Raw genomic sequence first — 25,516 nt, 5'->3', positions numbered from 1 at the left:
CTTACTTGCCGTCCTTCTTGGCTTTCATCGCCGCACGGAACCGTGCCGCCCAACCACCGCGCTCTTCCTGCCGGCCGCGCGCCACGGCAAGTGAATCATCGGTAACATCCCGGACAACCACCGAACCGGCCCCGACGATCGCGCCCTTGCCGATCGATACCGGCGCGACCAGCGCGGAATTGGAACCGACGAACGCGCCCTCCCCGATGACGGTGCGATACTTGAAGAAACCGTCGTAGTTGCAGGTGATCGTACCCGCCCCGATGTTCGCCTTCGCCCCCACATCGGCGTCGCCGATATACGACAGGTGGTTGGCTTTCGCGCCCGCGCCCAGCGTCGCTTTCTTGATCTCCACGAAATTGCCGACCTTGGCGTTGGCGCCGATCACCGCGCCGGGGCGCAGCCGCGCATAGGGGCCAAGCTCCGCGCCTCGCTCGACGCGCGCGCCCTCCAGATGGCTGAACGCATGGATGGTCACGCCGTCGGCCACGGTCACGCCGGGGCCGAAGACGACGTTCGGCTCGATCACGACGTCGCGGCCCAGCTGCGTATCGTGCGCGAACCACACCGTCTCCGGCGCGATCAGCGTCGCGCCCTCCGCCATCGCGCGCGCGCGCCGCGCCTGCTGCCACGCGGCCTCCACACCCGCGAGTTCGGCACGGCTGTTGACGCCGGCCACCTCATCGGCCGACACCTCGATCGCGGCGGCGCCGCCGGCCAGCGCGACGATGTCGGTCAGATAATATTCGCCCGCCGCATTATCATTGCCCAGCCGCCCCAGCAGCGCGAACAGGTCCGCCGAACGCGCCGCCATCAGCCCCGAATTGCACAGCGTCTCCGCCCGCTCGGCCGGGCCGGCATCCTTGAACTCGACGATCCGCTCGACCCGGTCGGTGCCCGGCGTGACGATCACCCGACCATAAGCGCCCGGATCGGCGGGGCGGAAGCCCAGCACGACCACCGCGGGCGCGTCGGCGGCGTTCAGCCGGTCCAGCATCGCGCGCATCGTCGCGGTGCCGACCAGCGGGACGTCGCCGTACAGGATCAGCACGTCGCCGTCGAACCCCGCCAACGCCGCCTCCGCCTGCATTACCGCATGGCCGGTGCCCAGCTGTTCGGCCTGATGCGCGATCGCGGCGCTCAGCGGCGCGACCGCCGCCTCAACCTGCTCGCGCCCCGCGCCCACCACCGCCACAACCCGTTCGGGCGCAAGCGCCGCGGCGCTGTCCAGCAGGTGGAGCAGCATCGGGCGCCCGGCGATCGGGTGCAGGACCTTGTGCAGGTCGGATTTCATCCGGGTGCCCTTGCCCGCGGCAAGGACCACGATGGCCACGGGGCGGGGCGCGACGGCGGAAGCGACAGAGGTGGTCGTCATGATCGCACGCCCTGCCACCGTCCGCTTGCCAATTCCAGTGCGCGCGGGCAACGCGGGCGCCACATGGCCCATCTTCGCTTCGACATCATCGGACTGGACCTCGACGGCACGCTGCTCGATACGTCGGGCGATCTGGCCGCCGCGGTCAATCACGCGCTCGCGTCCGCCGGCCGGCCGCTGCTGACCGTGGAACAGGTGAAGCCGATGATCGGCGGCGGCGCGCGCCACATGCTGGCACAGGGGATGGCCGCGACCGGGGGGTGCGACGATGCCGAACTGGACGTGCTCCACCGCCGCCTGCTGGACTATTACGAGGCGAACATCTCCCGCCTGACGCAGCCTTATCCCCATGCGCTCGACACGCTCGACCGGCTTGCCGCGATGGGCGTCAAGCTGGCGATCGTCACCAACAAGCTGGAACGCTTCGCGCGCGCCGTGCTGGGCGATCTGCGGCTGACCGACCGCTTCGGCTGCATCATCGGCGGCGACACGATGGGGCCGGGCAACGGCAAGCCCAGCCGGATGCCGATCGACGCGATGATCGAACGCTGCGGCGGCGGGACCGCCGCGTTCGTCGGCGACTCGATCTTCGATGTCGCCGCCGCACATGCCGCCGGCATCCCCGCCGTCGCCTGCCGCTTCGGATTCCTGATGCAGCCGGTCGAGGAACTGGGGGCCGATGCGATCATCGACGGCTTCGACCAGCTGATCCCGACATTGGAACGCCTTTGACCCGTTACACCTCGCTGTTCCGTCTCGCACTGCTCGCCGCGGCGATCTTCGCCGTCGTGATGGCGCTACTGCCGCATCCGCCGCCCGTGCTGGGCCACACGAACGACAAATTCCAGCACATGACCGCGTTCGGCACCCTGACGATCCTCTACTGCCTGGCCTTCCCGCGCGAGTCGCTGCTGCGCATCGGAGAGCGGTTGTCGTTCCTGGGCGCGTTGATCGAGGTGCTGCAGTCGATCCCGTCGCTGCATCGCGACTGCGACATCATGGACTGGATCGCCGATACCGCGGTGATCGTCGGCGTGCTGGTGGTGGTCAGGATCGTGCGGGCGCGACGCGCTTCCATGCCTTGATCGCCAGATGCCGCGCCAGCAACGGCGGGGGCATCCGCATCCAGTGCGATCGGATATAGAACGCCGCGCGCGTCGCGGCGCGGGTTTCGCGTCCCCATTCGTCGCGCGCCAGCAGGCGGCGGCGAAACCACGCATCGCCCGGGCGCAGGCCACCCCACTCCTCGGGCACAGCGGTGCCGAACAGGGCATGCGACAATCGCACCGCGCGCGCCACCACCCCGCCCGCCTGGTGCAGCGCGGCGCGCGCGCGCAGCCGTGACCAGAAGGCGTTGTCCTCCTCGCCGAATTCGAACAGCAGCCGGTCGATATCCCACAGGTTGCGCAGTCCGCCCGCCAGGTCGCCGTCCGCCAGCAGGTGGATCGCGGCGTGGACCACCATGTCCTCCGGCGCCGGGATCGACAGGCCGTTGCCCAGCCGATGCGCGCCCGCCAGCAGCGCGTCGGCGTCGGGGGTGATCCGCGCGGTGGGCGGCAGGATCGTGTGGTGGACGTCGATCAAGCGGTCGCGGTCGCGGTGCAGCAGCGGCGGCAGCTCGTGCATCCAGCGCCGGTAATAGCCGTCGTCATAGGCATTGGGCTTGGCCCATTCCCACCCCGCCGCCAGCAACGCGCGCTCGACATCGGCCAGCGCGGCACGCGGCACCAGCAGGTCCAGGTCGCCGATCATCCGCCCCTGCCCCGCCGCCAGCCCCCCCGCGACGAACGCGGTCCCCTTCAACAGCACCACCGGCACGCCCAGCGGTGCCAGCACGCGGCGCGCCATCTCCGCCTCCCACAGCGCGGCGCGGCGCGATTCGGCCGCCATGTCGCGCGCGTCGTGCAGGATCGCGCCGGCCCGTTCGGGCACCGCGATCCCCGACAATCGGCACGCCAGCGCGCCCAGCAACTGCTCGGCACGCGCCGCCGCGATCACGCCGGCCCAGTCGCCCGGCGACAGCGCCCCCGCCTCGGCCGGAACGGCCAGCAGCGCCGCCAGCGTCACAGCGCCGCCCACAATGCCTCCACCTGCGCGATCGCCGCCTCGCCGTCGGGATAGTCCACCGCTACCTTCGGCACGTCACGCGCGAAGCGGGTCAGCGTGTCGAACCCGCGCTCGCCGAGCGCGACATAATTGGTCGACGCCTGCGTCAGCCGCACGAACGCCTCCCCCGCCGCCACCGCGCGCACCGCCGCCGCTTCACCGAAACGCGGGAACAGCAGCAGCGCGGGCATCGCCGGATCGTCCATCGCCGCCACCGCGCGCGCGTCGGGCACCAGATGGCGGATATCCCCCTTCGGCGTGCCGGTCAGCAACGGGCCGAACCGCGCATCGGGCAACGCCGCCGCCACCGCCGCGATCGCCCGATTCTTCAGGCTGACCAGCCGGGGAAAGGCGTGGATCATCCCCGTCGCCGGGTCCAGCAGGACGAATTCGTCCCCCATGAAGCGCCACCCCCGCGCGCCCAGCAGGGTCGCGAGCGTCGATTTGCCGGCGCCCGATTCGCCCGTCATCACGATCGCGCGTCCACCCCGCTCGACCGCCGCGGCATGGAGCAGCAGGTGCCGGCGATGCCCCAGCGCCACCTGCAGGTTCATCCCCATCTCGGCGGCGAGCAGCGCATGTGCCAGCGGCAGCGGCGCGGTGTCCGGCAACGTGAAGTCGCCCGCCAGCGCCACCGCCGGGCGCAGCCAGCGGCGCAACGGCGACGGCGGCCCCAGCCGCACGGTGAAATCAGGCACATCCGCGCCGGGATAGCCGGCATAGAGCGCCGCCAGCTGCTCGACCGGCGCGCGCCACGCGCTGCCGATGCGAAAGCCGACCGGGCCGACGCGCATCGCGAACTGATGCTTCATGGCGTCGCCACCACCAGCCCCGCCGCGACCAGCTCGTCCAGCCGCGCCGCCAGCGCCGCCGGATCGGCATCGGCCAGGTCGTAGCGGATCGTCATCACCATCAGCAGCGCCTCGGCGCTCATCGCCGGGCCGGACAGCGCATCGAGGATCTCGGGCGCCGGGGACGCGACGACATGGGTGATCCCCGACGCGCGGTGGTACACCGCCGACAGTTCATCCAGCGCGACGATGCGATAGCCCTCGGGCGGCGCGCTGAACCGCGTCGCGCCGTCGCTCACGCCGTCACTTCCGCAGCATCTGCACCGATGCGAAACAGGTGAAACCCGCGGTCCCGCGCTGCAACCGCGACACGTATTTCAGATAGGCGCGGCTGCGATCGTAATCGTAACCGGGCAGGTTGCCGCCACTCGCCATCGCGCGGCGCACGTCCTCGCCCTTCAGCGGGCTGAACGGCGGGGCGAAGGCGTTGGCGGTGCCCGCGGGCACCACGTCGCCCTGGCTGGTGATGAAACTGCCGCTGCGCCGCGGATCGGGCACCGGGATTTCGCACAGCATCACCGATCCGGTCGCCTGCGCCAGCGCGGGGCGAATCGACACCACCGATGCCGCACCGACCGCCCCCAGCAGCAACGCGCGTCGCCGCGTCGGCGAATCGCCCCGCCCGGCGGGTCCGTCGTCCGGATTGTGGTCGTCCATGCCGCTCCGTCTCGCACATGGCGCCTTCCATATCACTAACGCGCCGCACCGCGACTGTTTCGCAACGGGACGCCGCATCGAAGCCACTGCCCATCGCGCCCGCGATTGGCTATCGCGTGCGGCGTGATCGACGAGATTCCGCTTCGCACCTGGCTTGCCTTCGCCATCGCGGTCGCGACGGGCGTGGTCGTCTTCATCCTCTCCGGCCACGACTGGCAGACCGCGCTGGCGGCGATGGCGGGCGCGACCGCGCTGGTCGTCATCATCGCCACCATCCCGGAGGAGACGCCGGACCATCGGGCCGACGAACCGGTCGCGAACGGCGACCTGCCCGTCGATGCCGCGCTGGAGGCGATCGGCGAGCCGATCCTGGTCGTGCACCACGGCCGCGTCACCGTCGCCAACGCCGCCGCGCGCCAGCTGCTGGGCAGCCATGTCGTGGGCGAGGATGCGCGCGTCGCGATCCGCCACCCCGGCGCGGCGGAACATGTCGCCGACGGATCGTCCTTTCCGGTCGATCTGGTCGGGCTCGGCACGCTCGACCAGCGGTGGCAGATGCGCGTGTCGCAGCTCGGCCCGCACAGCCGGCTGGTCCATCTGTCGAACCAGACCGGCCAATATGCCGCCGATCGGATGCGCGTCGATTTCGTCGCCAACGCCAGCCACGAACTGCGCACGCCACTCGCCTCGATCCTGGGCTATGTCGAGACGCTGACCGACGAGGCCGGGGACGACCCCGACCTGCGCAAGCGGTTCCTGGGCGTCGTGTTCGACGAGGCGCGGCGGATGGAGCGGCTGGTCGAGGATCTGATGAGCCTGTCGCGGATCGAGGCGGAGAAGTTCCGCCCGCCCCGCACCGAGGTCGATCTGGCCGCCGTCGCGCGCGAGGTGCGCGATTCGCTGCTGACCACGCACGGCAATCGCGGCGCGGACATCGCGATGAACATCGCCGATGACCTGCCGCGCGTGCCCGGCGATCAGGGGCAATTGTCGCAACTGCTCTACAATCTGATCGGCAATGCGATGAAATACGGCCGGCATGGCACGCCGGTCACGGTGACACTGGCGCCACGTGCCGACCAGCTGTCGGTCGTCGTCGCGGACGAAGGCGACGGGATCGCGCCGGAGCACCTGCCGCGGCTGACCGAACGATTCTATCGGGTCGATGCGGGCCGCAGCCGGTCGCTGGGCGGCACCGGGCTGGGACTGGCGATCGTGAAGCATGTCGTGGAGCGGCATCGCGGCCGGCTTGATATCGCCAGCACGGTCGGCGTGGGGACGCGGGTGACGGTGACGCTCCCGGCCGTCCGCGACCGGGACGCGGCATCGGCAGCGCCGGAGCCGCTGTCATGAAGCCGTAACGCCCATGTCACATGCGCCCCTGCAGCACGATCGCCATTCCGGCCGTCGGCCGCTCGGGGGTTTCATGTCGCGTTGGGTCCTGGCGCTTGCAGCCATGCTGCCGCTCGGCGCGGCCGGCTGCGTCGATCAGGCCGCCGGCGGCGGTGCGGGGTCGCGCGAACAGATCCGCGCGGTGGGTTCGTCGACCGTCTATCCCTTCACCACGATCGTCGCCGAACAATATCTCGCCAACAACCCGCAGGCACGCCCGCCGGTAATCGAATCGACCGGCACCGGCGCGGGGATGAAATTGTTCTGCACCGGTATCGGCGCCGCCCATCCCGATATCGAGGATGCGTCGCGGCGCATGAAGCGCGGCGAGTACGACACGTGCGTGCGCAACGGCGTTGACGGCGTGCTGGAGGTGCAGATCGGCATCGACGGCATTGCCTTCGCGGAGGCGCGCAACGGGCCGAAGATGGCGCTGACCCCCGCCGACATCTATCGCGCGCTCGCCGCCGCGCCTGGCGGGCGCCGCAACGCCGCGCGGACGTGGCGCGACGTCAATCCGGCGCTACCCGCGGTGCCGATCCAGGTCTATGGCCCGCCATCGACCAGCGGGACGCGCGATGCGCTGGCCGAACTGATCCTGGCGACGGGGTGCGAGGCGGTGGACCCGGCGATGAAGGCGGTACGCGACCACACGCCCGACGCCTTCAACGCGCGCTGCCTGCGCGTGCGCGAGGATGGCGCCTATATCGACGCGGGCGAGAACGACAATCTGATCGTCCAGAAGCTGCAATCCAATCCCAACGCGCTCGGCATCTTCGGCTACGGCTATCTGGAGGAGAATGCCCGTGCGGTGGACGGCGTGCCGATCAGCGGGGTCGCCCCCACCTATGACACGATCGCATCGGGCGCCTATCCCGGCGCGCGCCCGCTCTACATCTACGTCAAGAAGGCGCATCTGCGCGCCATCCCGGGCCTGCGCGCCTTCCTGCGCCAATATGCGCAGGCATGGGATCGCGGCGGGCCGCTGGTGAAGCGCGGGCTGATCGCCGCGCCGGCGGCGATCCAGCGGCGGTCGGCCGCGATCGTCGCAGGCGAGATCGCGCTCGACCCGGCGGAGCTGAAATAATGTCGCCGCTCGCGCTCGTCTTCCTGATCGCCGCGCTGGCGCTGATCGGCTGGGTCACCGCCCGCGCCCGCGCGCTGCGTTTCCGTGCCGGCACGACGCAGCGGTTCAGTTCGCTGCCCCAGCATCACGGCTGGTTCGTCGTGCTGTGCACGCTGCTGCCGCCGCTGCTGTTCCTGGCGGTGTGGCATTTCACTTCGCCCGCGCTGGTCACCGACGCGGTGCTCGCCACCCCCGGCGCTGCGCAGCTGCCGCCGCCCGGCTTCGATCGCGCCGCCGTCCTGTCGGAGGCACGGCGGCTGGCGGAGGGGAGCGGGTACGGTGCCTTCCACCCGCTGTCCGAGGTGCTGGCCCCCGCCTATGCCGCGGCGCAGGCGCGCTTCGACTGGATCGCCACCGCCGCCGCACTGCTGCTCGCCTTCGCCGGCGGGGCGTTCGCCTTTCTCCAGGTGCGCCCCGCCTTCTCGGCGCGCACGCAGGTCGAGCGCGTCATCATGGGGCTGCTGCTGGGCGCCTCGCTGATCGCGATCCTGACGACGATCGGCATCGTCGCCAGCCTGTTGCTCGAAAGCGCGCGCTTCTTCCGTATCGTGCCGATCGGCGATTTCCTGCTCGGCACGCACTGGAGCCCGCAGGTCATCGACGCGCGCGATCCGGGCGCCAGCCTGGGTGCGGTGCCGCTGTTCTGGGGGACGTTCTTCATCGGCGCGATCATCGCGATGGCGGTGGCGATCCCCCTGGGGCTGCTCAGCGCCATCTACCTCACCCAATATGCGCGCCATACCACACGCCGCTGGATGAAGCCGCTGCTGGAGATCCTGGCGGGCGTGCCGACCGTCGTCTACGGCTATTTCGCGGCGCTGACGGTCGCGCCGGCGGTGCGCGATCTGGGCGTGGCGATCGGCGTTCGCTGGGCCAGTTCGGAAAGCGCGCTGGCGGCCGGCGTGGTGATGGGGGTGATGATCATCCCGTTCGTCTCTTCGATGGCCGACGATTCGCTGTCCGCCGTCCCCGATGCGATGCGCGACGGCAGCCTGGCGATGGGCGCCACCCCGTCGGAAACGATCAAGAAGGTGCTGGTCCCCGCCGCGCTGCCCGGCGTCGTCGGCGGCGTGCTGCTGGCGGTCAGCCGCGCGATCGGGGAAACGATGATCGTCGTGATGGCCGCCTCCGGCGTCGCCACGCTGACGCTCAACCCCTTCGCCAGCACCACCACCGTCACCAAGCAGATCGTCGACCTGCTGACCGGCGAGGCAGAGTTCGATTCGGCCAAGACGCTCGCCGCCTTCGCGCTGGGGCTGACGCTGTTCGTCATCACGCTGCTGCTCAACGTCGTCGCGCTGATCGTGGTGCGCCGCTACCGGGAATCCTATGAATAGCGCGCCTCCACCACCGGCGGCGCCGGCGCGCACGCCGACCGACTGGCGCAGCCCGGCGATGCAGCGGCGCATCCGCCACCGCTATGCCGCGGAACGGCGCTTCCGCTGGCTGGGGCTGGGCGCGGTGTCGCTGTCCGCGGCGTTCCTCGTCTTCCTGCTGGCGACGATGATCGCGCAAGGGGCCAACGGCTTCCTGGAAACCCGCATCGCGCTGCCCATCGACCTGCGCGCGGCGAAGGTCGACGTCCCGCCCGCGCGGCTCGCCGGGCCGGGCGCCGACCTCGCGCTCGCCGGTGCCGGGCTGGAGGGCGCGGTCGACGCCGCCGCCAACGCCGCCTTCCCGCGGGCGGGCGGCGCGGCGCTCCTGTCGGACGGCGCGTGGCTGCGCGTGCGCGACGCGGTCAAGCGCGATCCTTCGCTGCTTTCCCGCGCGACGACGATCGACGTCCCCGTCGCGACCGACATCGACGTCGCGATGAAGGGCGACGGCACGCCCGAGGCGGAAGGCGTCGTCACCGCGCTGCGCGCGCGCTTGTCGAGGGGGCTGAACCTCAGCTTCTTCTCCGGCGCGGACGCCACCGATCCGACGCGCGCGGGCATCTGGGGCGCGTTGAAGGGCTCGCTGTTCACGATGCTGGTGACGCTTGCGCTCGCCTTCCCGGTCGGCGTGCTCTCGGCATTGTATCTGGAGGAATATGCGCCGCGGAACCGCTGGACCGACCTGATCGAGGTGTCGATCAACAATCTGGCGGCAGTGCCCTCGATCATCTTCGGCCTGCTGGGGCTGGCGGTCTTCCTCAACACCTTCCACATGCCGCGCTCGGCGGCGGTGGTCGGCGGGCTGACGCTGGCGCTGATGACGATGCCGGTGATCGTCATCGCCGGGCGCAACGCGATCAAGGGCGTGCCGCCGTCGATCCGCGATGCCGCGCGCGGGCTGGGCGCCTCCCCGATCCAGGTCGTCTTCCACCACGTATTGCCGCTGGCGCTGCCCGGCATCCTGACCGGCACGATCATCGGCATGGCGCGCGCGCTGGGCGAAACCGCACCGCTGCTGATGATCGGGATGCGCGCCTTCATCGCCGCCCCGCCGGACAAGCTGACCGATCCCGCCACCGCGCTACCGGTGCAGATCTTCCTGTGGTCCGACGAAGTGGCCAAGGGCTTTGTCGAGAAGACGTCCGCCGCGATCATCGTGCTGCTGGCGTTCCTGCTCGCGATGAACGGGATCGCCATCTACCTCCGCAACCGTTTCGAGACCCGCTGGTGACAAGCAACTCCGCCCCCAAGATGACCGCGAGCCGGGTTAACGTCTTCTACGGCGACAAACAGGCGATCCGCGACGTGTCGATCGACGTCCGGCAGGAGGACGTGACTGCCTTCATCGGCCCGTCCGGCTGCGGCAAGTCGACGTTCCTGCGCACGCTCAACCGCATGAACGACACCATCGCGGGCGCGCGTGTCGAGGGCGACATCCGGCTGGATGGCGAGGATATCTACGCCCGCGCGATGGACGTGGTGCAGCTGCGCGCGCGCGTCGGCATGGTGTTCCAGAAGCCGAACCCCTTCCCCAAGTCGATCTTCGAGAATGTCGCCTACGGCCCGCGCATCCACGGCCTCGCCCGGTCGAAGGCCGATCTCGGCCAGATCGTCGAACGATCGCTGGTGCGCGCCGGCCTGTGGGGCGAGGTGAAGGACCGGCTGCACGATTCGGGCACCGCGCTGTCGGGCGGCCAGCAGCAGCGACTGTGCATCGCCCGCGCGATCGCCGTCGATCCCGAGGTGATCCTGATGGACGAACCGTGCAGCGCGCTCGATCCGATCGCCACCGCGCGGATCGAGGAGTTGATCCACGAACTGCGCGGCCGCTACGCGATCGTGATCGTCACGCACAACATGCAGCAGGCCGCCCGCGTCAGCCAGCGCACCGCCTTCTTCCATCTGGGCCAGCTGGTGGAATATGGCGACACATCCGACATCTTCACCAACCCGCGTGAGGAACGGACCAAAGACTATATCACCGGACGCTATGGCTGAGCCGGAACAAGAGGATCGCGCCATGGCAGGCGGCCAGGAACATACCGTCAAGGCGTTCGACCAGGACATCGGGCAGCTGCGCGGGCTGATCTCGCAAATGGGCGGGCTCGCCGAAAGCGCGATCGCGCAGTCGATCGTCGCGTTGCAGCGCGGCGACGCGGACCTTGCCGATCAGATCCGCAAGGGCGACCGGCGGATCGACGCGATCGAGGCGGAGGTGGAGCGGACCGCGGTGCGCATCATCGCGCTGCGCGCGCCGATGGCCGACGACCTGCGCGAGGTGGTGGCCGCGCTGAAGATCGCCGGCGTCGTCGAACGTATCGCCGACTACGCCAAGAACATCGCCAAGCGCGTGCCGCTGCTGGAAAGCGACCATCGCATCGAACCGGTGTCGATGCTGCCCGCGATGGCGCGCATGGCCGCCGACATGGTCACCGACGTGCTCAACGCCTTTGCCGCGCGCGATCCCGCCGCCGCGCTGGCGGTGTGCGAACGCGACCATGCGCTGGACGATTTCTACGACAGCATCTTTCGGACGCTGGTGACCTATATGGTCGAAAATCCCAAGACGATCAGCCAGTGCGCGCACTTGCTGTTCATCGCCAAGAATCTGGAACGGATCGGCGATCACGCGACCAACGTCGCGGAGATGGTCTATTTCGCCGCGACGGGGACGCGGATGGCAGAACGCGAGAAGGGAAGCGAGTGATGGCCAAGGCCCGTATGCTGCTGGTGGAGGACGATGCGAGCCTCGCCGAGCTGCTCGTATGGCATTTCACGCGGGAACATTTCGATGTCCAGCACACCATCGACGGCGAAGAGGCGCTGCTGATGGCCAAGGAAACGCCCCCCGACATCGTCCTGCTCGACTGGATGGTCGAGGGGATTTCCGGGATCGAGGTGTGCCGCCGCCTGCGCCGCGCGACCGAAACGCAGAACGTGCCGATCATCATGCTGACCGCGCGCGGTGAGGAGGAGGATCGCGTCCGCGGGCTGGAAACCGGCGCCGACGATTATGTCACCAAGCCGTTTTCGCCGCGCGAGCTGGTGGCGCGCGTCGGTGCGGTCCTGCGCCGCGTCCGGCCTGCGCTGGCCGGGGAGCAGCTGACCTATGCCGATCTGGAGATGGATACCGTCGGCCACAAGGTGCGCCGCGGCGGCGAGGTGATCGCGCTGGGGCCGACCGAGTTCCGCCTGCTCAAGCATTTTCTGGAGCATCCCGGGCACGTCTTCTCGCGCGAGCGGCTGCTCGACAGCGTGTGGGGCCACGACAGCGACATCGAAAGCCGCACCGTCGACGTCCACATCCGCCGCCTGCGCAAGGCGATCAACGAGGGTGGCCGCCCCGACATCATCCGCACGGTCCGCTCCGCCGGCTACGCGCTCGACACCGGGCACTGATCGGTCGGCCCCGCCGCTTTTCCTGCCGCCCGGTTCGATTCGTCGTCGCAACGAGGGAGCCTTTCGCCATCATGGCGCGTTGGCCGCCCCGCGTAACGATAACGCAGTCTGACCGACCATAATGGCAGGAGACAGATATGAAGACGATGCTTCTGGCGGCCGCGGCCGCGCTTGCCCTTCCGTCCATCGCGATCGCGCAGGACACCATGCAGACCCCGCCGCCGGCGGGCACGACCGCACCGGCGACCGATCCGGCAGCACCGCCGCCGGCCGACCCTGCCGCCGCTCCGGCCACCGACCCGGCGATGCAGCAGCAGCCGATGCAGGCGCCGGCGCAGACCACCAGCGGGGCGATGGGCACCGAAACCGCAGGCGGCTATCAGCCCTCCGGCCCGGCGCTACAGGGGACGCCCGCACCGGGTGCCACCGTCCGCTTCCAGCCCGCCCCGCCGCCGTCGCAGGCATTCCCGGCCCCCGCGCCGAAGGAGAGCTATCCGATCTGCAAGAAGGGCCAGTATGACGGCTGCATGCAGGCCAGCGACGCGCGCGGCAAGCGCAAGGCGCGCCGCTGATCGCGGTCACGGGCGAACGGGCATTGCGCCCGTTCGAACTGTGAGTATGGAAGGGCGCTCTATCCATCGGGAGGGAGCGCCTTTTCCATGTCCATTCGTTTCGACGACAAGGTAGCCATCGTCACCGGCGCCGGCGGCGGTCTGGGCCGTCAATATGCCCTGGAACTCGCGCGTCGCGGCGCAAAAGTCGTCGTCAACGACCTGGGCGGCGACCGCACGGGCCAGGGCGCATCCGACGCCGCGCTGAAGGTGGTGGAGGAGATCGAGGCTGCCGGCGGTCAGGCGATGGCCAATGGCGCCAGCGTCACCGAATACGACCAGATGGTCGAAATGGTCGCCAGGGCCAAGGAGGAGTGGGGCGGCGTCCACGTCCTCATCAACAATGCCGGCGTGCTGCGCGACAAGACGTTCGCGAAGATGGAGCCGGCGGACTTCGCTTTCGTCGTCAACGTCCACCTGCTCGGCTCGGCCAATGCGACCAAGGCGTGCTGGGAAACCTTCCGCGAGCAGAATTACGGCCGCATCCTGATGACCGCGTCGTCGACCGGCCTGTTCGGCAATTTCGGCCAGGCCAATTACGGCGCGGCCAAGCTCGGCCTCGCCGGCCTCACCAAGACGCTGTACCTCGAAGGCGCGAAGAACAACATCAAGGTCAACACCATCGCCCCGGTCGCGGGCACGCGCATGACCGAGGATCTGTTCCCGGAACAGGCGTTCCAGGCGTTCGCGCCGGAAAAGGTCGTCCCCGCCGCGCTGTTCCTCGTCAGCGAGGAGGCACCGACCAACCAGATCGTCGGCGCGGGCGCGGGCGTGTTCCAGGCCAGCTACGTCACGCTGACGCAGGGCAAGCTGCTGACCGGCGACGACCTGTCGCCCGAGGGCGTGGCACGCCACTGGGCCGAGATCACCGACCGCACCGGGGAAATCGTCCCCGATTCGGGTGCCGGCCAGTCGATGCTGATCGGCGCGAAGTTGCAGGGCCAGTGATGCACCGGGCAGGCGCGCGGCGGCTGCGCACGCTCGCCTGCCTGCTGCCCGCGGCGGGGCTGGCCGCCTGTGCGACCGTACCGCCGCCGCCCGTCACGCCGCCGCCGGCCAGCGTGCGCGTCGCGTTCGATCGCGACCGGATCGGCGCGGTCGAGGCACGCGGACTGGCCGATCGCGCGACCGGGCGGCGCGTCACCGCGCACGATCCGGTCCGCATCGCCTCGATATCCAAACTGGTGACCGCGATCGGCGTGATGCGCCTCGTGGAGGCGGGCACGCTCGATCTCGATGCGGACGTGTTCGGGTTGCTCGGCTATCGCCTGCGTCACCCGCTCTACCCCGACGTGCCGGTGACGTTGCGGCTGCTGCTGTCGCACCGCTCCGGGCTGCGCGACGATGCGGGCTATATCGTCCCGCTGGGCACGCGGCTGGCCGACCGGCTGGCGGACCCGCGCGCCTGGGACGCCGATCACCCGCCGGGCAGCTTCTACCGCTACACCAACCTCAATTTCCCCGTCGTTGCGTCGGTGATGGAGCGCGCCACCGGTGAGCGGTTCGACTGGCTGATGCAGCGGCTGGTGCTCGCACCGCTGAAGCTGGACGCCTGTTTCAACTGGGCGAGCTGTTCGGATGCCGCGGTGTCGAGTGCGGTCGTCCTCTACGGCGCGGACGGCGCGGCGCAGACCGACGATCTCCGCGGCCGCCGCCCCGCCTGCCCGGTCGTCGCCGGCCCGGGCGGCGCGTGCGACCTGACGACGTGGCGCCCCGGCGACAATGGCGCGCTCTTCTCTCCGCAAGGCGGGCTGCGCATCTCGATGCATGATTTGGCGACGATCGGCCGGCTGCTCGCGCGCGGCGGCGAGGTCGATGGCCTTCGCCTGCTCACCCCCGCGTCGGTCGCGATCCTGCGCGGGCCGGAATGGCGCTATGACGGCGCGAACGGCGATACCGGCGACGGGTTCGATTGCCGCTACGGCCTCGCGATGCAGACGCTGGCGACGCCGCGGGCCGGATGCCGCGACGATCCGTTCGGTGACGGCGTCGCGCGCTTCGGCCATGCCGGCGACGCCTACGGCCTTCGCTCGGGGCTGTGGATCGATCCGGCGACCGGGCGCGGCGTCGCCTTTTTCGCCACGGCGGTTCCCGAAGGCGCACGGTCGCCCCGCTCGGCCTTTTCGATACAGGAGGAGGAGCTGGCACGCGGACGGCACCGCCGCTGACTATTCCTCCACCAGCTTCATCAGCCGGCGCTCGATCGGGGCCAGCACCGGTCCCAGTTCATGCCCGCGCTTGATGACCTGCCCGCCCTCGCCCACCAGCGCCCACATCCCCTGCCGCTGGCGCAGCGCGGGATGCTTTTCGATCCGGTATTCCGGCCGCTCGGCGGCGCGGCGAAAGGCGGCGAAGACCGCCGCGTCGCGCCCCAGGTCGATCGCATAGTCGCGCCAATGCCCCGCCGCCACCATCCGGCCGTACAGGTCGAGGATGCGGGTCAACTCGATCCGGTCGAAACCGATCTGGCCGGGTTGATGCCCGTTCGCGGGGAAAGGGGTGACGATGCCCATCAGGCGCGGTCGCGAACCTCTTCATCGGGCGCCGCGCCCTGCTCGCCCAGCAGCGCGTCAAGCCGCCGCTTCATCGCCTCCAGTTCGCAACGCAGCAGCTCGACCTTCTGCGTCTGCGGATCGAACGTCTCGCTGCACGGCGTACCATAAGGAACGAAGCGCCGCTCCGGGGCCGCCCCGCCCTCCACGATCGTCGGCCGTGCGGGGATACCGACCATCACGGCACCCGCCGGCACGTCGCGCGTCACCACCGCATTGGCGCCGACGCGCGCGCGCGGGCCGACGGTGATCGGGCCGAGCACCTGCGCGCCCGAACCGATGATCGCCCCGTCCGCGATCGTCGGATGCCGCTTGCCCGGCACGCCATCGTCCGGACTGGTCCCGCCCAGCGTCACGCACTGATAAATGGTGACATCGTCACCGATCTCCGCGGTCTCGCCGATCACGACGAAGCCGTGGTCGATGAAGAAATTGCGCCCGATCTTCGCCCCCGGATGGATGTCGATCGCGGTGGTCGCGCGCGAGAAGTGGTTGACGATCCGCGCCAGCAGGTACAGCCGCGACCGGTACAGCCGGTGCGCGACGCGATGCCACGCCAGCGCCCACACGCCCGGGTAGCTCAGGATTTCCAGCCGTGAATGCGGCGCCGGGTCGCGCGATCGGATCGAATCGAGATAGTCGGTCAGTCGCGACATAGCGTGCCCCATGTTCCTGCGCCCACCTTCCCATGCGTGGTTCGCGCATCCGCCGGCACCCGCCGGTCGTGTCCATCTGCCGCCATGTAATCATGGCAGGCGACGGTTTCCATAAGCAACGCTTTGCCGCGCTAAACCGTATTTCCCTATCGCGTTCGTGGGGTATGCCGCATGAACGCGAAACGGGCATGTCCGCCCGCCGGAGACCTTCATGCCGACGTTCGCCGACATCGATCTGTCCGCGCTGCTGCCGTTCATCGCCGTGGGGTTCGGTGCGCAGGTGGTCGACGGCGCGCTGGGCATGGCATTCGGCGTCATCTGCAACACGCTCCTGGTGGCGGTGATCGGGCTGCCGCCCGCGCGCGCCTCGGCGAACGTACATATCGTGGAAACCTTCACGACCGCGGTATCGGGGATCAGCCACGCGCTGCACGGCAATATCGACCGGAAACTGTTCCTGCGCCTGCTGGTGCCCGGCGTGATTGGCGGGGTCACCGGCGCCTATGTGCTGACCAACATCAACGCCGCGACGGTCAAGCCGTTCGTGCTCGCCTATCTGGTCGCGATCGGCCTCTACCTGCTGATCCGCGGGCTGCTGTTCCCGCCCAAGACGCAAAAGCCGCGGGTGGTGGAGCCGCTGGGGCTGATCGGCGGGTTCATGGATGCGGCGGGCGGCGGCGGCTGGGGGCCGATCGTCACCTCGAACCTGCTGGTGCAGGGGGTGGAGCCGCGCAAGGTGGTCGGCACCGTCAATTCGGTGGAATTCTTTCTGACCGCCACCGTGTCGGCGGCGTTCATCTATCACTTGGGGCTACGGGATTTCGCTACCGCGACGATCGGCCTGCTGATCGGCGGCGTGCTGGCCGCGCCGCTGGGGGCGTTCATGGCCAAGCGGATCCCGACCAAGGTCATGCTGGTCATGGTCGGGATCGTCCTGACGGTCACCAGCACCTACGGCTTCATCCGTGCGGTGCTGATGTAACCGGCCGGTGCGTCAGGCGACGGCGGCGTGGACCGTCGCCACGGCCTTCATCACCGATGCGATCCGCACCGACGACTGGATCACCTCGGCGGTGACGCCCGCCTTCTTCAGCACCTGTTCGTGGCTGTCGATGCACATGCCGCAGCCGTTCATCGCGCTGACCGCCAGGCTGAACAGCTCGAAATCGACCTTGTCGATGCCCGGCGCGCCGATCACGTTCATCCGCAGCTTGGCGGGCATCCGGCTGTATTCCTCGTTCCCGGCCAGGTGGGTGAAGCGATAATAGACGTTGTTCATCGCCATCACCGCCGCCGCGGCGCGCGCGGCATTGGCAGCTTCCGGCGACAGCTTGTCGGCGACTTCCGCCTCGGTCGCCTCGACCAGCGGCTTATGGCCCGAACCGTGCGCGCAGGCGAGCAGCAACCCGTACTTGCGCTGGTCGTTCAGCACCGTCTCGTTCAGCAGCGAGCCGACGTTGAGGCGAATGTCCTTGGCGAAATCGGGCAGCGTGCCTGCGAATTCCTTGAGCGCCATCATCATTCCTTCAGGCGAAAAGCGTCACCCCAGCGGAAGCTGGGGTCTCCCGGTTATGGAGAGACCCCAGCTTCCGCTGGGGTGACGACGGGACGTATGGGTGACGTAAGATTGAACGGGGCGGGAGCCGCTGCCCCCGCCCCGCTCGGATCAGGCCGCGACCTTCAGCACGTCGTCGCCCTTGTTCCAGTTGCACGGGCACAGTTCGTCGGTCTGCAGCGCATCGAGCACGCGCAGCGTCTCGGCCGGGTTGCGGCCGACGTTCAGACCGTTGACCTGCACCGCCTGGATGACGTTGTCCGGATCGACGATGAAGGTGGCGCGGAACGCGACATGCTCGTTCTTGTCGAGGATGCCCAGCGCCTCGGCCAGCTTCGCGCCATTGTCGGCCAGCCACGGGAAGTCGGCGGCGGCGAGGTCCGGGTCCGACTTGCGCCATGCCAGGTGGACGTGCGCGGTGTCGGTCGACGCGCCGATCAGCACCGCGTCGCGATCCTCGAAATCGCCCTTGATCTGGCTGTAGCCGACGATCTCGGTCGGGCAGACGAAGGTGAAGTCCTTCGGCCAGTAGAACAGCACCTTCCACTTGCCCGGATAGGCGGTGGTCAGGTCCAGCGTCTCGCCGGCCGGCAGCGCGTCGGTGCCCTGCTGGACGGGAACGGTGATGGCGGGGAAGGTATCGCCGATGGTCAGCATCGAATGGCTCCTCTTGGAAAACGGGTTTCCAGCCATCCTCTCCGCTCGGCGGCGCCGTTCGTGCGGCATCGTCCTTGTCATACGGGGATATAGGGATTTGGCCTGATTGATCCAATCGACTATGACAAGACTAGTGATCGACCGGAGCGATGAATGGCCACCTACCTTCCGACGTTGAAACAGCTGCAATATCTCGTCGCGCTCAAGGACCACGGTCATTTCGGCCGCGCGGCGGAGGCATGTTTCGTCACGCAATCGACGCTGTCGGCGGGGCTGCGCGAACTGGAAACGCTGATCGGCGTGACGCTGGTGGAGCGGACGCGCCGCGTCGTCCGCTTCACGCCGCTGGGCGAACAGATCGCCGCCAAGGCGCGCGTCGTCCTGCGCGAGGCGGAGGAACTGGGCGACATGGCGCGCGCCGCCGGGCGTCCTTTGTCGGGGGAAATGCGGATGAGCGTCATCCCCACGATCGCACCGTTCCTGCTGCCGCGCATCCTGCCGCGCCTGCGCCGCGACTATCCCGACCTGAAGCTGTTCCTGCGCGAGGAGCCGAGCGGCCCGGCATGCGAATCGCTTCACAACGGCCGCACCGACTGCGTGCTGCTGGCGCTGCCCTATGCCTGCGGCGAGGTGACGTCGATGAAGCTGTTCGACGATCACCTGTTCCTCGCCTTTCCCGAGGGCGAGATGCCCGCCGATCCCGCGCCGGTGCGCCCCGCCGATATCGACGAGACGCGGCTGCTGCTGCTGGAGGACGGCCATTGCCTGAAGGAACATGCGCTGGCGGCGTGCAACCGCGCCGAATTGCGCGCGGAAGCGACGATGCTGGGCACCTCGCTCCACACGATGGTGCAGATGGTCGACAACGGGCTGGGGGTGACGATGCTGCCCAAGATCGCGCTCGACGCCGGCATCCTCGATCACACCAATGTCGTCGCCCGCCCGCTCGCCGCCGATCATCCCAGCCGCACGCTGGCGCTGGTCTGGCGCCGCGCCTCCCCGCGCGAACGCGATTTCCGGCTGCTGGGCGAGGTGCTGACGGCCGCGGCGTGAGGGGCCGCGCCGCGCCTGCGTCATGATGACAAGCGGCAAACCGTCGACAGGCGCTTGACCGCGCCCGCGCAATCTCCTTTCCCTCGCACGCATCAAGCGGGAGCATCGAATGGCCAAGCGGCTGACCTTGTACATCCTTGCCGGGCTGGCGCTCGGCCTCGTCACCGGCCTCATCCTCAACGGCTGGCTCGACGATGGCTCGCCCGCGGGCAAGGAACTGGTGACGCGGATCGCGGGCTATTTCTCGATCATCACCACGATCTTCCTGCGCCTGATCAAGATGATCATCGCGCCGCTGGTCTTCGCCACCTTGGTGTCGGGGATCGCGCAGATGGGCGATACGGCCGCGCTGGGGCGGATCGGCGCACGCAGCCTGGGCTGGTTCATCGCCGCCAGCCTGCTCTCGCTGTCGCTGGGGCTGCTGATGGTCAACCTGTTGCAGCCCGGCGTCGGGCTGGGGCTGGCGCTGCCCGCGGCCAACAGTTCGGCGGGGCTGGAAACCGCCGCGTTCAACCTGAAGGATTTCTTCGCGCATATCGTCCCCGCCTCGATGATCGACGCGATGGCGAAGAACGAGATCCTGCAGATCGTCGTCATGTCCGTCTTCGTCGGCGTCGCGATCACCGCGGTCGGGGAAAAGGCCGCGCCGCTGGTCCGCGCGGTCGACGCGCTGGTGCATGTGATGTTGCAGGTCACCGATTACGTCATGCGCGTCGCCCCGCTGGCGGTGTTCGCCGCGGTCGCGGGCACGCTGACGGAGCGCGGGCCGGCGGTGATCGGGCAGCTGGCCTATTTCATGGGCAGCTTCTACCTCGCGCTGATCTGCCTGTGGGCGATCCTGCTGACGATCGGCTTCCTGTTCATCGGGCCGCGCATCCGCGACTTGATCCGCTACGTGCGCGAACCGTTGCTGGTCGCCTTCTCGACCGCCTCGTCGGAGGCCGCCTATCCGCGGATGCTGGAGGCGCTGGACCGGTTCGGCGTGCCGCCGCGCATCGCCAGCTTCGTGCTGCCGCTGGGCTATTCGTTCAACCTCGACGGGTCGATGATCTACATGACCTTCGCGTCGATCTTCATCGCCCAGGCCTATGGCATCGACATGTCGCTGGGGCAGATGGTGACGATGCTGCTGGTGCTGATGGTCACGTCGAAGGGGATCGCGGGCGTGCCGCGCGCCAGCCTGGTGGTGATCGCCGCGACGCTGCCGATGTTCAATCTGCCGGAGGCCGGGCTGCTGCTGATCCTGGCGATCGACCATTTCCTCGACATGGGCCGCACCGCCACCAACGTGATCGGCAATGCGGTCGCCAGCGCGGTGATCGCCAAATGGGAAGGCGGGTTCGACACGAAGGAACCCGTCGCGATCGAACCGCCCGCAGCGCCATCGGGCGCCGGCCCGGCCCGCGACGTCGACAGTTTTCGCAAGCTTTAGGGTTCGCCAGAGCTAAGAAGAAGGTTGGCGCGAGCAGCGACGCGAAGGCGCACAGGCGTTGCGAGTGGGGCCAGGGTGCGAGCCGTCAGCAGCGGCTCGCCGGTATGGCCGGTGACGTGAGACACGCGCTGCGCGTCGGGCACGACATCTGCGCCTCCGCGTCTCTGCGCGAACCCACCTTCTTTCCGCCCAGCCAGATCGACGATCGTAGGCGCTACACACAGCATAGTTGCGTAGATAAGCAACGGCCGAGGTTGGGGCCGACGCGGCCATCAGTTCGTTGGAGGTCGGCGCCGATAGCTCAAAGCCTCCGCAACATGGATCCGCATAACCTGCTCGGAACCGGCCAGATCCGCGATCGTCCGCGCCACCCGCAGGATCCGCGTATAGCCCCGCGCCGACAGCTTCATCGCCGCTGCCGCCTGCGCCAGTAGCGCGCGCCCGGCCTCGTCCGGCGACGCGAAGCGCTCCAGCACTTCCCCCTCCAGTTCGGCATTGGTGCGCGCGCCCGTCCCCGCCAGCCTCGCCGACTGCACCGCGCGCGCCGCCGCGACGCGCGCGGCGACCTCGGCCGATCCTTCCGCCGCCGGCGGCAGCGTCAGGTCTAGCGCGCTCACCGCCTCCACCTCGACATGCAGGTCGATGCGATCCAGCAGCGGCCCCGACACCTTCGCCTGGTAATCCGCCGCGCAGCGCGGCGCCCGCGCGCACGCCAGCGACGCATCGCCCAGATGCCCGCAGCGGCACGGGTTCATCGCCGCGATCAACTGCACCCGTGCCGGATAGGTGACATGCGCATTGGCACGCGCGACGCTGACCGTCCCCGTCTCCAGCGGCTGGCGCAGCGAATCGAGCACCGCGCGCTGGAATTCGGGCAGTTCGTCGAGGAACAGCACGCCCATATGCGCCAGGCTGACCTCGCCCGGCTTCACCTTCAACCCGCCGCCGGTCAGCGCTGCCATGCTGGCCGAATGGTGGGGGCTGCGGAACGGCCGCGTCCGCGTCAGCGTGCCGCCCGGCAACGCGCCCGCCACCGACTGCACCATCGACACTTCCAGCGCCTCCGCCGGATCAAGCGGCGGCAGGATGCCCGGCAGGCACGCCGCCATCAGCGATTTGCCCGCCCCCGGCGGCCCGACCATCAGCAGGTTGTGCGATCCCGCCGCGGCGATCTCCAGCGCGCGCTTGGCGACCTCCTGCCCCTTCACCTGGCGCAGGTCGGGGCCGGCGGCACCCTCGCTCACCGCGCCCGGTTGCGGCGCGGCGAGCAGCCCCTGCCCCTTCAGATGGTTGAGCAGCCCCAGCAGGTCGGGCGCGGCGACCACCTCGATCCCGCCGCTCCACGCCGCCTCCGGCCCCTGCGCCGCGGGGCAGATCAGCCCCTTGCCCTCCGCCCCGGCGTGGATCGCGGCCAGCAGCACGCCCGGCGACGGCGCCAGCCGCCCGTCCAGCCCCAGTTCGCCGACGATCACGTAATCGGCCAGCGCCTCGGCATCCACCACGCCCATCGCCGCCAGCAGGCCGAGCGCGATCGGCAAGTCAAAATGCGATCCTTCCTTGGGCAGGTCGGCGGGCGACAGGTTCACCGCGATCCGCTTGGGCGGCAGCGACAGTCCCATCGACGCGATCGCGCCGCGCACCCGCTCGCGGCTCTCGCCCACCGCCTTGTCCGCCAGCCCGACGACATTGAACGCCGGCAGGCCGGGGATCAGCTGCACCTGCACCTCGACGCTGCGCGCCTCCAGCCCCAGATAGGCTACCGTCGATACGATCGCGACCATGTTCCCCCCCCGTCACGCATCGTTCATAGCCGCTTTGGCAGGGTTGGGAATGTCGCCCGAACTGTCTTGCGGGTTTAACACACGTATACCACATGGACGCCATGGCCGTTCGCCACCCCGTTTCCCGCTATGCGCAACTGTCCGCCGGCATCCTGCTGATGCTGGCCGCACCGATCGTCGCGCCGCTGCCGGGGCCGGCGGGTACGCTGGCTTTTGCGGGCGGACTGGTGCTGGTACTGCGCAATTCGCACGCCGCGCGAGTGCGGTTCGCGCGGATCAAGCGGCGCTGGCCGCGCGCCGGTCGGCTGGCCGATCGGGCGATGCGGCGGCGCAGCGCGCTGCGGCGGCGCGCGCGCGACCGGGCGGCGGCGGCGCGTTGACTTTGGCCGGCACTTCGCTTAGGCGCCGCCATCTACAGGCCGTCCTTGTGGCGGCCTTTTGACATTTGAATTCGGGATATGAACCATGAAGCGGACCTTTCAGCCGAGCAATCTGGTGCGCGCCCGCCGTCACGGCTTCCGCGCGCGGATGGCGACGGTCGGCGGCCGTGCGGTGATCCGGGCGCGTCGCGCACGCGGTCGCAAGAAGCTGTCGGCGTAATTCGGCGTCCGGCCGTGATCGGCCGGATGACGAAGCGATCGGATTATCTGGCCGCGAATGCCGGGCGTCGGTCTCCGATGCCCGGCTTCGTGCTTCTGGTGCGCCCGCGCGAGGACGACGATCCCGCGATGCGCATCGGCATCACCGTCACCAAGAAGATCGGCAACGCCGTGGTGCGCAACCGCATCAAGCGGCGGTTCCGCGCGCTGGCGCGCGACGTGCTGCCGACGGCGGGCATGGCGGGCGCGGATCATGTGCTGATCGGCCGGGCGGCGGCGCTGGACCGGGACTGGTCGGCGCTGGTCGCCGATCTCGGCAAGGCGCTGGCGCGTGCAATCTCCGGCGATCTGCCGCCGCGCCGCCCGCCGGGCGCGCGCAAGCGATGATCGCCCGCCTGCTGATCCTCCTGGCGCGGGCATGGCAATTGGGGCCGTCGCTGGTCCTGCCGCCGTCGTGCCGGTTCCAGCCGTCATGTTCCGCCTATGCAATAGAGGCGCTTGGCCGCTATGGCGCGATAAAGGGTGGATGGCTGGCCGCGCGGCGTATCGCGCGCTGCCATCCATGGGGCGGGCACGGCCACGATCCGGTGCCGTGACAACAGAATTGGGGTCCAGGTGAAGGACGAGACCAAGAATTTCGTGCTGTTCGCGGTGATCGCGGCGCTGATCCTGTTCGGATGGCCGCTGGTGCAGAGCCGCTTTTTCCCCACGGCCAATCCGCCGGCGACGAAGATGGTCGACGGGAAGAACAAGCCCGTCGCCAATCCGGCGGCGGACCCGACCGCCGACGCGCCCGCCGCGATTCGCAGCCGCCAGGTCGTGCTGGCCGAAACGCCGCGCGTGGCGATCGACACGCCCGCGCTGAAGGGATCGATCAACCTCAAGGGCGCGCGCCTCGATGACCTGGTGCTGACGCGGTACAAGGAAACGGTGGCGAAGGATTCGCCGCCGATCCGGCTGTTCTCGCCCGCCGGTACGCCCGATGCCTATTTCGCCTCGTTCGGCTGGCGCGACGCCGGGCTGGCGCCCCCGGCCGCCGATACGGTGTGGACCGCCTCCGCCCGGGTGCTGACCCCGCGCTCGCCCGTGACGCTGACCGCCGCCAACGGGAAAGGCCAGACGTTCGCGATCGAGATCGCGGTCGACAATGATTACCTGTTCACCGTGAAGCAGACCGTCGCCAACGCCGGCACCGCCCCGGTGCCGGTCGCGGCCTATGGCCTGGTCAACCGGATCGGCGTGTCGAAGGATCCGGACAGCTGGACGATCCACACCGGCCCCATGTCGGTCAGCAACGGCGCCGCGCACTACAATCCGAACTTCACGGATGTGGACAAGGCGCCGACCAGCTTCACCACCACCGGCGGCTGGCTCGGCTTCACCGACAAATACTGGCTGGCGGCGCTGGTCCCCGATCAGACGCGCGCGTTCGACGGCCAGTTCCGCGCCGGCGCCAACAACGCCTATCAGGCCGATTTTACCAGCGCCGCGCAGCTGCTGCCACCCGGCCGCCAGGTGACACAGACCGCGAAGATGTTCGCCGGGGCCAAGGAAGTGAAGCTGCTCGATCGCTACACCGATACCGGCGCGGTGGTGAAGCTGGACTATGCGATCGACTGGGGCTGGTTCCGCCTGGTCGAAAAGCCGATCTTCTATTATCTCGACTGGCTGTTCCGCCTGATCGGCAATTTCGGCGTCGCGATCATCATCCTGACGCTGACGATCCGCGCGCTTGTCTTCCCGATCGCGCAGCGCCAGTTCGCCAGCATGGCGGCGATGCGCGCGCTCCAGCCGAAGATGAAGGCCATCCAGGAACGCTACAAGGACGACAAGCAGCGCCAGCAGCAGGAGATCATGGCGCTGTACAAGGCGGAGAAGGTCAATCCGCTGGCGGGCTGCCTGCCAACCCTGATCCAGATTCCGATCTTCTACGCGTTGTACAAGGCGCTGATGCTGACGATCGAAATGCGCCACCAGCCGTTCATCCTGTGGATCAAGGATCTGTCCGCCCCGGATCCCGCGACGATCCTGAACCTGTTCGGCTATATCCCCATCACGCTGCCGCATTTCCTGACGATCGGCGTCGTGCCGGTACTGCTGGGCATCTCGATGTTCTTCCAGTTCCGCCTGAACCCGCAGCAGATGGACCCGACCCAGCAGCAGGTGTTCGCGATCCTGCCATGGGTGCTGATGTTCGTGATGGCGCCGTTCGCGGTCGGGCTGCAGATCTACTGGATCACCACCAACTGCGTCTCGATCGCGCAGCAGAAGTTCCTGTACAGCCGCCATCCGCAGCTGAAGGAAGCGGCCGCCAAGTGACCGACGATACCCCCCAGCC

At 69.1% G+C, this 25,516-nt stretch carries 30 protein-coding genes; 20 read left to right on the top strand and 10 right to left on the bottom strand.

Going from position 1 to position 25,516, the window contains the following annotated elements:
- Position 1 precedes the first annotated feature (1 nt).
- Entirely contained in the window at positions 2 to 1,375 is a 1,374-nt protein-coding gene (gene glmU, locus COA17_RS14170) for a bifunctional UDP-N-acetylglucosamine diphosphorylase/glucosamine-1-phosphate N-acetyltransferase GlmU (RefSeq protein WP_096613452.1), read from the bottom strand.
- Positions 1,376 to 1,438: 63 nt separating this feature from the next.
- Between glmU and COA17_RS14165 the strand changes: the two genes are divergently transcribed.
- Positions 1,439 to 2,107, top strand: coding sequence for an HAD-IA family hydrolase (locus COA17_RS14165; RefSeq protein ID WP_096613317.1), 669 nt, complete (start codon positions 1,439 to 1,441; stop codon positions 2,105 to 2,107).
- Positions 2,104 to 2,460, top strand: a complete 357-nt coding sequence (locus tag COA17_RS14160; RefSeq protein WP_096613315.1) for a VanZ family protein — start codon at positions 2,104 to 2,106, stop codon at positions 2,458 to 2,460. Before COA17_RS14165 ends, COA17_RS14160 begins: the two co-directional genes overlap by 4 nt.
- Here the strand turns inward: COA17_RS14160 and COA17_RS14155 are convergent.
- The 4 genes from COA17_RS14155 to COA17_RS14140 are packed head-to-tail and all read right to left on the bottom strand — an operon-like array spanning position 2,423 to position 4,989.
- Complete coding sequence (locus COA17_RS14155; protein WP_096613313.1) at positions 2,423 to 3,454, bottom strand: nucleotidyltransferase domain-containing protein; 1,032 nt, start codon at positions 3,452 to 3,454, stop codon at positions 2,423 to 2,425. The two genes, COA17_RS14160 and COA17_RS14155, sit on opposite strands and share 38 nt — an antisense overlap.
- A complete protein-coding gene (locus tag COA17_RS14150; RefSeq protein WP_096613311.1) occupies positions 3,439 to 4,293 on the bottom strand; it encodes an HprK-related kinase A in 855 nt (284 codons plus the stop codon). The genes COA17_RS14155 and COA17_RS14150 overlap by 16 nt, the downstream gene beginning before the upstream one ends.
- On the bottom strand, positions 4,290 to 4,571 hold the full coding sequence (locus tag COA17_RS14145) for an HPr-rel-A system PqqD family peptide chaperone (protein ID WP_096613309.1): 282 nt from the start codon (positions 4,569 to 4,571) through the stop codon (positions 4,290 to 4,292). Before COA17_RS14145 ends, COA17_RS14150 begins: the two co-directional genes overlap by 4 nt.
- 4 nt (positions 4,572 to 4,575) lie before the next feature.
- On the bottom strand, positions 4,576 to 4,989 hold the full coding sequence (locus COA17_RS14140; RefSeq protein ID WP_096613307.1) for a hypothetical protein: 414 nt from the start codon (positions 4,987 to 4,989) through the stop codon (positions 4,576 to 4,578).
- A 123-nt stretch (positions 4,990 to 5,112) separates the two neighbouring features.
- Here COA17_RS14140 and COA17_RS14135 point away from each other — a divergent pair, with 123 nt between their 5' ends.
- The 10 genes from COA17_RS14135 to COA17_RS14090 all read left to right on the top strand — a co-directional run bounded on the left by COA17_RS14135 (position 5,113) and on the right by COA17_RS14090 (position 15,061).
- The gene (locus COA17_RS14135; RefSeq protein ID WP_245857818.1) at positions 5,113 to 6,342 is read left to right on the top strand and encodes a sensor histidine kinase; all 1,230 of its coding nucleotides are present in this window, start codon (positions 5,113 to 5,115) and stop codon (positions 6,340 to 6,342) included.
- A 73-nt stretch (positions 6,343 to 6,415) separates the two neighbouring features.
- A complete protein-coding gene (locus COA17_RS14130) occupies positions 6,416 to 7,468 on the top strand; it encodes a substrate-binding domain-containing protein (protein WP_096613305.1) in 1,053 nt (350 codons plus the stop codon).
- Entirely contained in the window at positions 7,468 to 8,844 is a 1,377-nt protein-coding gene (gene pstC, locus COA17_RS14125; RefSeq protein ID WP_096613303.1) for a phosphate ABC transporter permease subunit PstC, read from the top strand. The genes COA17_RS14130 and pstC overlap by 1 nt, the downstream gene beginning before the upstream one ends.
- Positions 8,837 to 10,114 carry a phosphate ABC transporter permease PstA gene (pstA, locus tag COA17_RS14120; RefSeq protein WP_066489388.1) on the top strand — a complete coding sequence of 426 codons (1,278 nt, stop codon included), beginning with the start codon at positions 8,837 to 8,839 and terminating at the stop codon, positions 10,112 to 10,114. Before pstC ends, pstA begins: the two co-directional genes overlap by 8 nt.
- 20 nt (positions 10,115 to 10,134) lie before the next feature.
- Positions 10,135 to 10,881: a phosphate ABC transporter ATP-binding protein PstB gene (gene pstB, locus COA17_RS14115; protein ID WP_070321903.1), complete on the top strand. Its 747-nt coding sequence runs from the start codon at positions 10,135 to 10,137 to the stop codon at positions 10,879 to 10,881.
- Positions 10,882 to 10,903: 22 nt separating this feature from the next.
- On the top strand, positions 10,904 to 11,590 hold the full coding sequence (gene phoU / locus COA17_RS14110) for a phosphate signaling complex protein PhoU (protein ID WP_066489383.1): 687 nt from the start codon (positions 10,904 to 10,906) through the stop codon (positions 11,588 to 11,590).
- A complete protein-coding gene (phoB, locus tag COA17_RS14105; protein ID WP_066489380.1) occupies positions 11,590 to 12,282 on the top strand; it encodes a phosphate regulon transcriptional regulator PhoB in 693 nt (230 codons plus the stop codon). The genes phoU and phoB overlap by 1 nt, the downstream gene beginning before the upstream one ends.
- A gap of 137 nt (positions 12,283 to 12,419) precedes the next feature.
- Positions 12,420 to 12,854, top strand: coding sequence for a hypothetical protein (locus COA17_RS14100; protein ID WP_096613301.1), 435 nt, complete (start codon positions 12,420 to 12,422; stop codon positions 12,852 to 12,854).
- An 87-nt stretch (positions 12,855 to 12,941) separates the two neighbouring features.
- The gene (locus tag COA17_RS14095; protein WP_096613299.1) at positions 12,942 to 13,841 is read left to right on the top strand and encodes an SDR family NAD(P)-dependent oxidoreductase; all 900 of its coding nucleotides are present in this window, start codon (positions 12,942 to 12,944) and stop codon (positions 13,839 to 13,841) included.
- Positions 13,841 to 15,061, top strand: coding sequence for a serine hydrolase domain-containing protein (locus COA17_RS14090; protein ID WP_096613297.1), 1,221 nt, complete (start codon positions 13,841 to 13,843; stop codon positions 15,059 to 15,061). The genes COA17_RS14095 and COA17_RS14090 overlap by 1 nt, the downstream gene beginning before the upstream one ends.
- Here COA17_RS14090 and COA17_RS14085 read toward each other — a convergent pair whose 3' ends face one another.
- Both COA17_RS14085 and epsC read right to left on the bottom strand, forming a co-directional pair.
- Positions 15,062 to 15,406 carry a DUF2794 domain-containing protein gene (locus COA17_RS14085; protein ID WP_096613295.1) on the bottom strand — a complete coding sequence of 115 codons (345 nt, stop codon included), beginning with the start codon at positions 15,404 to 15,406 and terminating at the stop codon, positions 15,062 to 15,064. It abuts the gene before it with no gap.
- Positions 15,406 to 16,101, bottom strand: coding sequence for a serine O-acetyltransferase EpsC (gene epsC, locus COA17_RS14080; protein ID WP_096613293.1), 696 nt, complete (start codon positions 16,099 to 16,101; stop codon positions 15,406 to 15,408). Before epsC ends, COA17_RS14085 begins: the two co-directional genes overlap by 1 nt.
- Positions 16,102 to 16,312: 211 nt before the next feature.
- On the opposite strand from epsC, the gene COA17_RS14075 reads away from it, so the two are divergent.
- Entirely contained in the window at positions 16,313 to 17,083 is a 771-nt protein-coding gene (locus COA17_RS14075; protein ID WP_066489513.1) for a sulfite exporter TauE/SafE family protein, read from the top strand.
- Between the two features lie 12 nt (positions 17,084 to 17,095).
- Here the strand turns inward: COA17_RS14075 and ahpD are convergent, their stop codons facing one another.
- Positions 17,096 to 17,617, bottom strand: coding sequence for an alkylhydroperoxidase, AhpD family (gene ahpD, locus COA17_RS14070; protein WP_066489527.1), 522 nt, complete (start codon positions 17,615 to 17,617; stop codon positions 17,096 to 17,098).
- Between the two features lie 150 nt (positions 17,618 to 17,767).
- Positions 17,768 to 18,313 carry a peroxiredoxin gene (locus tag COA17_RS14065; RefSeq protein WP_066489512.1) on the bottom strand — a complete coding sequence of 182 codons (546 nt, stop codon included), beginning with the start codon at positions 18,311 to 18,313 and terminating at the stop codon, positions 17,768 to 17,770.
- Positions 18,314 to 18,466: 153 nt separating this feature from the next.
- Between COA17_RS14065 and COA17_RS14060 the strand changes: the two genes are divergently transcribed.
- Together COA17_RS14060 and COA17_RS14055 are read left to right on the top strand one after the other, a co-directional pair.
- Positions 18,467 to 19,366, top strand: a complete 900-nt coding sequence (locus tag COA17_RS14060; RefSeq protein WP_096613291.1) for a hydrogen peroxide-inducible genes activator — start codon at positions 18,467 to 18,469, stop codon at positions 19,364 to 19,366.
- Positions 19,367 to 19,475: 109 nt separating this feature from the next.
- Positions 19,476 to 20,798, top strand: a complete 1,323-nt coding sequence (locus tag COA17_RS14055; protein WP_096613289.1) for a dicarboxylate/amino acid:cation symporter — start codon at positions 19,476 to 19,478, stop codon at positions 20,796 to 20,798.
- A 272-nt stretch (positions 20,799 to 21,070) separates the two neighbouring features.
- Here COA17_RS14055 and COA17_RS14050 read toward each other — a convergent pair whose 3' ends face one another.
- A complete protein-coding gene (locus COA17_RS14050; RefSeq protein ID WP_096613287.1) occupies positions 21,071 to 22,579 on the bottom strand; it encodes a YifB family Mg chelatase-like AAA ATPase in 1,509 nt (502 codons plus the stop codon).
- Between the two features lie 92 nt (positions 22,580 to 22,671).
- Here COA17_RS14050 and COA17_RS14045 point away from each other — a divergent pair, with 92 nt between their 5' ends.
- The 5 genes from COA17_RS14045 (at position 22,672) to yidC (ending at position 25,497) form a co-directional block, all read left to right on the top strand.
- Complete coding sequence (locus COA17_RS14045) at positions 22,672 to 22,959, top strand: hypothetical protein (RefSeq protein WP_231738866.1); 288 nt, start codon at positions 22,672 to 22,674, stop codon at positions 22,957 to 22,959.
- 85 nt (positions 22,960 to 23,044) lie between these two features.
- Positions 23,045 to 23,179, top strand: coding sequence for a 50S ribosomal protein L34 (gene rpmH, locus COA17_RS14040; protein ID WP_028056723.1), 135 nt, complete (start codon positions 23,045 to 23,047; stop codon positions 23,177 to 23,179).
- A 26-nt stretch (positions 23,180 to 23,205) separates the two neighbouring features.
- Positions 23,206 to 23,565: a ribonuclease P protein component gene (gene rnpA / locus COA17_RS14035; protein ID WP_096613285.1), complete on the top strand. Its 360-nt coding sequence runs from the start codon at positions 23,206 to 23,208 to the stop codon at positions 23,563 to 23,565.
- Positions 23,562 to 23,774, top strand: coding sequence for a membrane protein insertion efficiency factor YidD (gene yidD / locus COA17_RS14030; protein WP_066489505.1), 213 nt, complete (start codon positions 23,562 to 23,564; stop codon positions 23,772 to 23,774). The genes rnpA and yidD overlap by 4 nt, the downstream gene beginning before the upstream one ends.
- A gap of 19 nt (positions 23,775 to 23,793) precedes the next feature.
- The gene (yidC, locus tag COA17_RS14025; RefSeq protein ID WP_066489504.1) at positions 23,794 to 25,497 is read left to right on the top strand and encodes a membrane protein insertase YidC; all 1,704 of its coding nucleotides are present in this window, start codon (positions 23,794 to 23,796) and stop codon (positions 25,495 to 25,497) included.
- Positions 25,498 to 25,516: the final 19 nt, after the last annotated feature.

Origin of the sequence: Sphingomonas ginsenosidimutans, from assembly GCF_002374835.1 — a bacterium.
GTDB lineage: Bacteria > Pseudomonadota > Alphaproteobacteria > Sphingomonadales > Sphingomonadaceae > Sphingomonas > Sphingomonas ginsenosidimutans.
This window is presented reverse-complemented; position numbering and strand designations above follow the sequence as displayed.

Excerpts from the sequence above, each read along its gene's own strand:
- COA17_RS14045 (WP_231738866.1), top strand. The coding sequence starts at position 22,672 with ATGGACGCCATGGCCGTTCGCCACCCCGTTTCCCGCTATGCGCAACTG.
- COA17_RS14090 (WP_096613297.1), top strand. The coding sequence starts at position 13,841 with ATGCACCGGGCAGGCGCGCGGCGGCTGCGCACGCTCGCCTGCCTGCTG.
- pstC (WP_096613303.1), top strand. The coding sequence starts at position 7,468 with ATGTCGCCGCTCGCGCTCGTCTTCCTGATCGCCGCGCTGGCGCTGATC.
- COA17_RS14060 (WP_096613291.1), top strand. The coding sequence starts at position 18,467 with ATGGCCACCTACCTTCCGACGTTGAAACAGCTGCAATATCTCGTCGCG.
- COA17_RS14100 (WP_096613301.1), top strand. The coding sequence starts at position 12,420 with ATGAAGACGATGCTTCTGGCGGCCGCGGCCGCGCTTGCCCTTCCGTCC.
- COA17_RS14075 (WP_066489513.1), top strand. The coding sequence starts at position 16,313 with ATGCCGACGTTCGCCGACATCGATCTGTCCGCGCTGCTGCCGTTCATC.
- COA17_RS14055 (WP_096613289.1), top strand. The coding sequence starts at position 19,476 with ATGGCCAAGCGGCTGACCTTGTACATCCTTGCCGGGCTGGCGCTCGGC.
- pstA (WP_066489388.1), top strand. The coding sequence starts at position 8,837 with ATGAATAGCGCGCCTCCACCACCGGCGGCGCCGGCGCGCACGCCGACC.
- yidD (WP_066489505.1), top strand. The coding sequence starts at position 23,562 with ATGATCGCCCGCCTGCTGATCCTCCTGGCGCGGGCATGGCAATTGGGG.
- COA17_RS14150 (WP_096613311.1), bottom strand. The coding sequence starts at position 4,293 with ATGAAGCATCAGTTCGCGATGCGCGTCGGCCCGGTCGGCTTTCGCATC.
- COA17_RS14085 (WP_096613295.1), bottom strand. The coding sequence starts at position 15,406 with ATGGGCATCGTCACCCCTTTCCCCGCGAACGGGCATCAACCCGGCCAG.
- COA17_RS14050 (WP_096613287.1), bottom strand. The coding sequence starts at position 22,579 with ATGGTCGCGATCGTATCGACGGTAGCCTATCTGGGGCTGGAGGCGCGC.
- COA17_RS14165 (WP_096613317.1), top strand. The coding sequence starts at position 1,439 with ATGGCCCATCTTCGCTTCGACATCATCGGACTGGACCTCGACGGCACG.
- rnpA (WP_096613285.1), top strand. The coding sequence starts at position 23,206 with ATGACGAAGCGATCGGATTATCTGGCCGCGAATGCCGGGCGTCGGTCT.
- COA17_RS14095 (WP_096613299.1), top strand. The coding sequence starts at position 12,942 with ATGTCCATTCGTTTCGACGACAAGGTAGCCATCGTCACCGGCGCCGGC.
- phoB (WP_066489380.1), top strand. The coding sequence starts at position 11,590 with ATGGCCAAGGCCCGTATGCTGCTGGTGGAGGACGATGCGAGCCTCGCC.
- COA17_RS14140 (WP_096613307.1), bottom strand. The coding sequence starts at position 4,989 with ATGGACGACCACAATCCGGACGACGGACCCGCCGGGCGGGGCGATTCG.
- pstB (WP_070321903.1), top strand. The coding sequence starts at position 10,135 with ATGACCGCGAGCCGGGTTAACGTCTTCTACGGCGACAAACAGGCGATC.
- COA17_RS14065 (WP_066489512.1), bottom strand. The coding sequence starts at position 18,313 with ATGCTGACCATCGGCGATACCTTCCCCGCCATCACCGTTCCCGTCCAG.
- ahpD (WP_066489527.1), bottom strand. The coding sequence starts at position 17,617 with ATGGCGCTCAAGGAATTCGCAGGCACGCTGCCCGATTTCGCCAAGGAC.
- epsC (WP_096613293.1), bottom strand. The coding sequence starts at position 16,101 with ATGTCGCGACTGACCGACTATCTCGATTCGATCCGATCGCGCGACCCG.
- phoU (WP_066489383.1), top strand. The coding sequence starts at position 10,904 with ATGGCAGGCGGCCAGGAACATACCGTCAAGGCGTTCGACCAGGACATC.
- rpmH (WP_028056723.1), top strand. The coding sequence starts at position 23,045 with ATGAAGCGGACCTTTCAGCCGAGCAATCTGGTGCGCGCCCGCCGTCAC.
- glmU (WP_096613452.1), bottom strand. The coding sequence starts at position 1,375 with ATGACGACCACCTCTGTCGCTTCCGCCGTCGCGCCCCGCCCCGTGGCC.
- COA17_RS14130 (WP_096613305.1), top strand. The coding sequence starts at position 6,416 with ATGTCGCGTTGGGTCCTGGCGCTTGCAGCCATGCTGCCGCTCGGCGCG.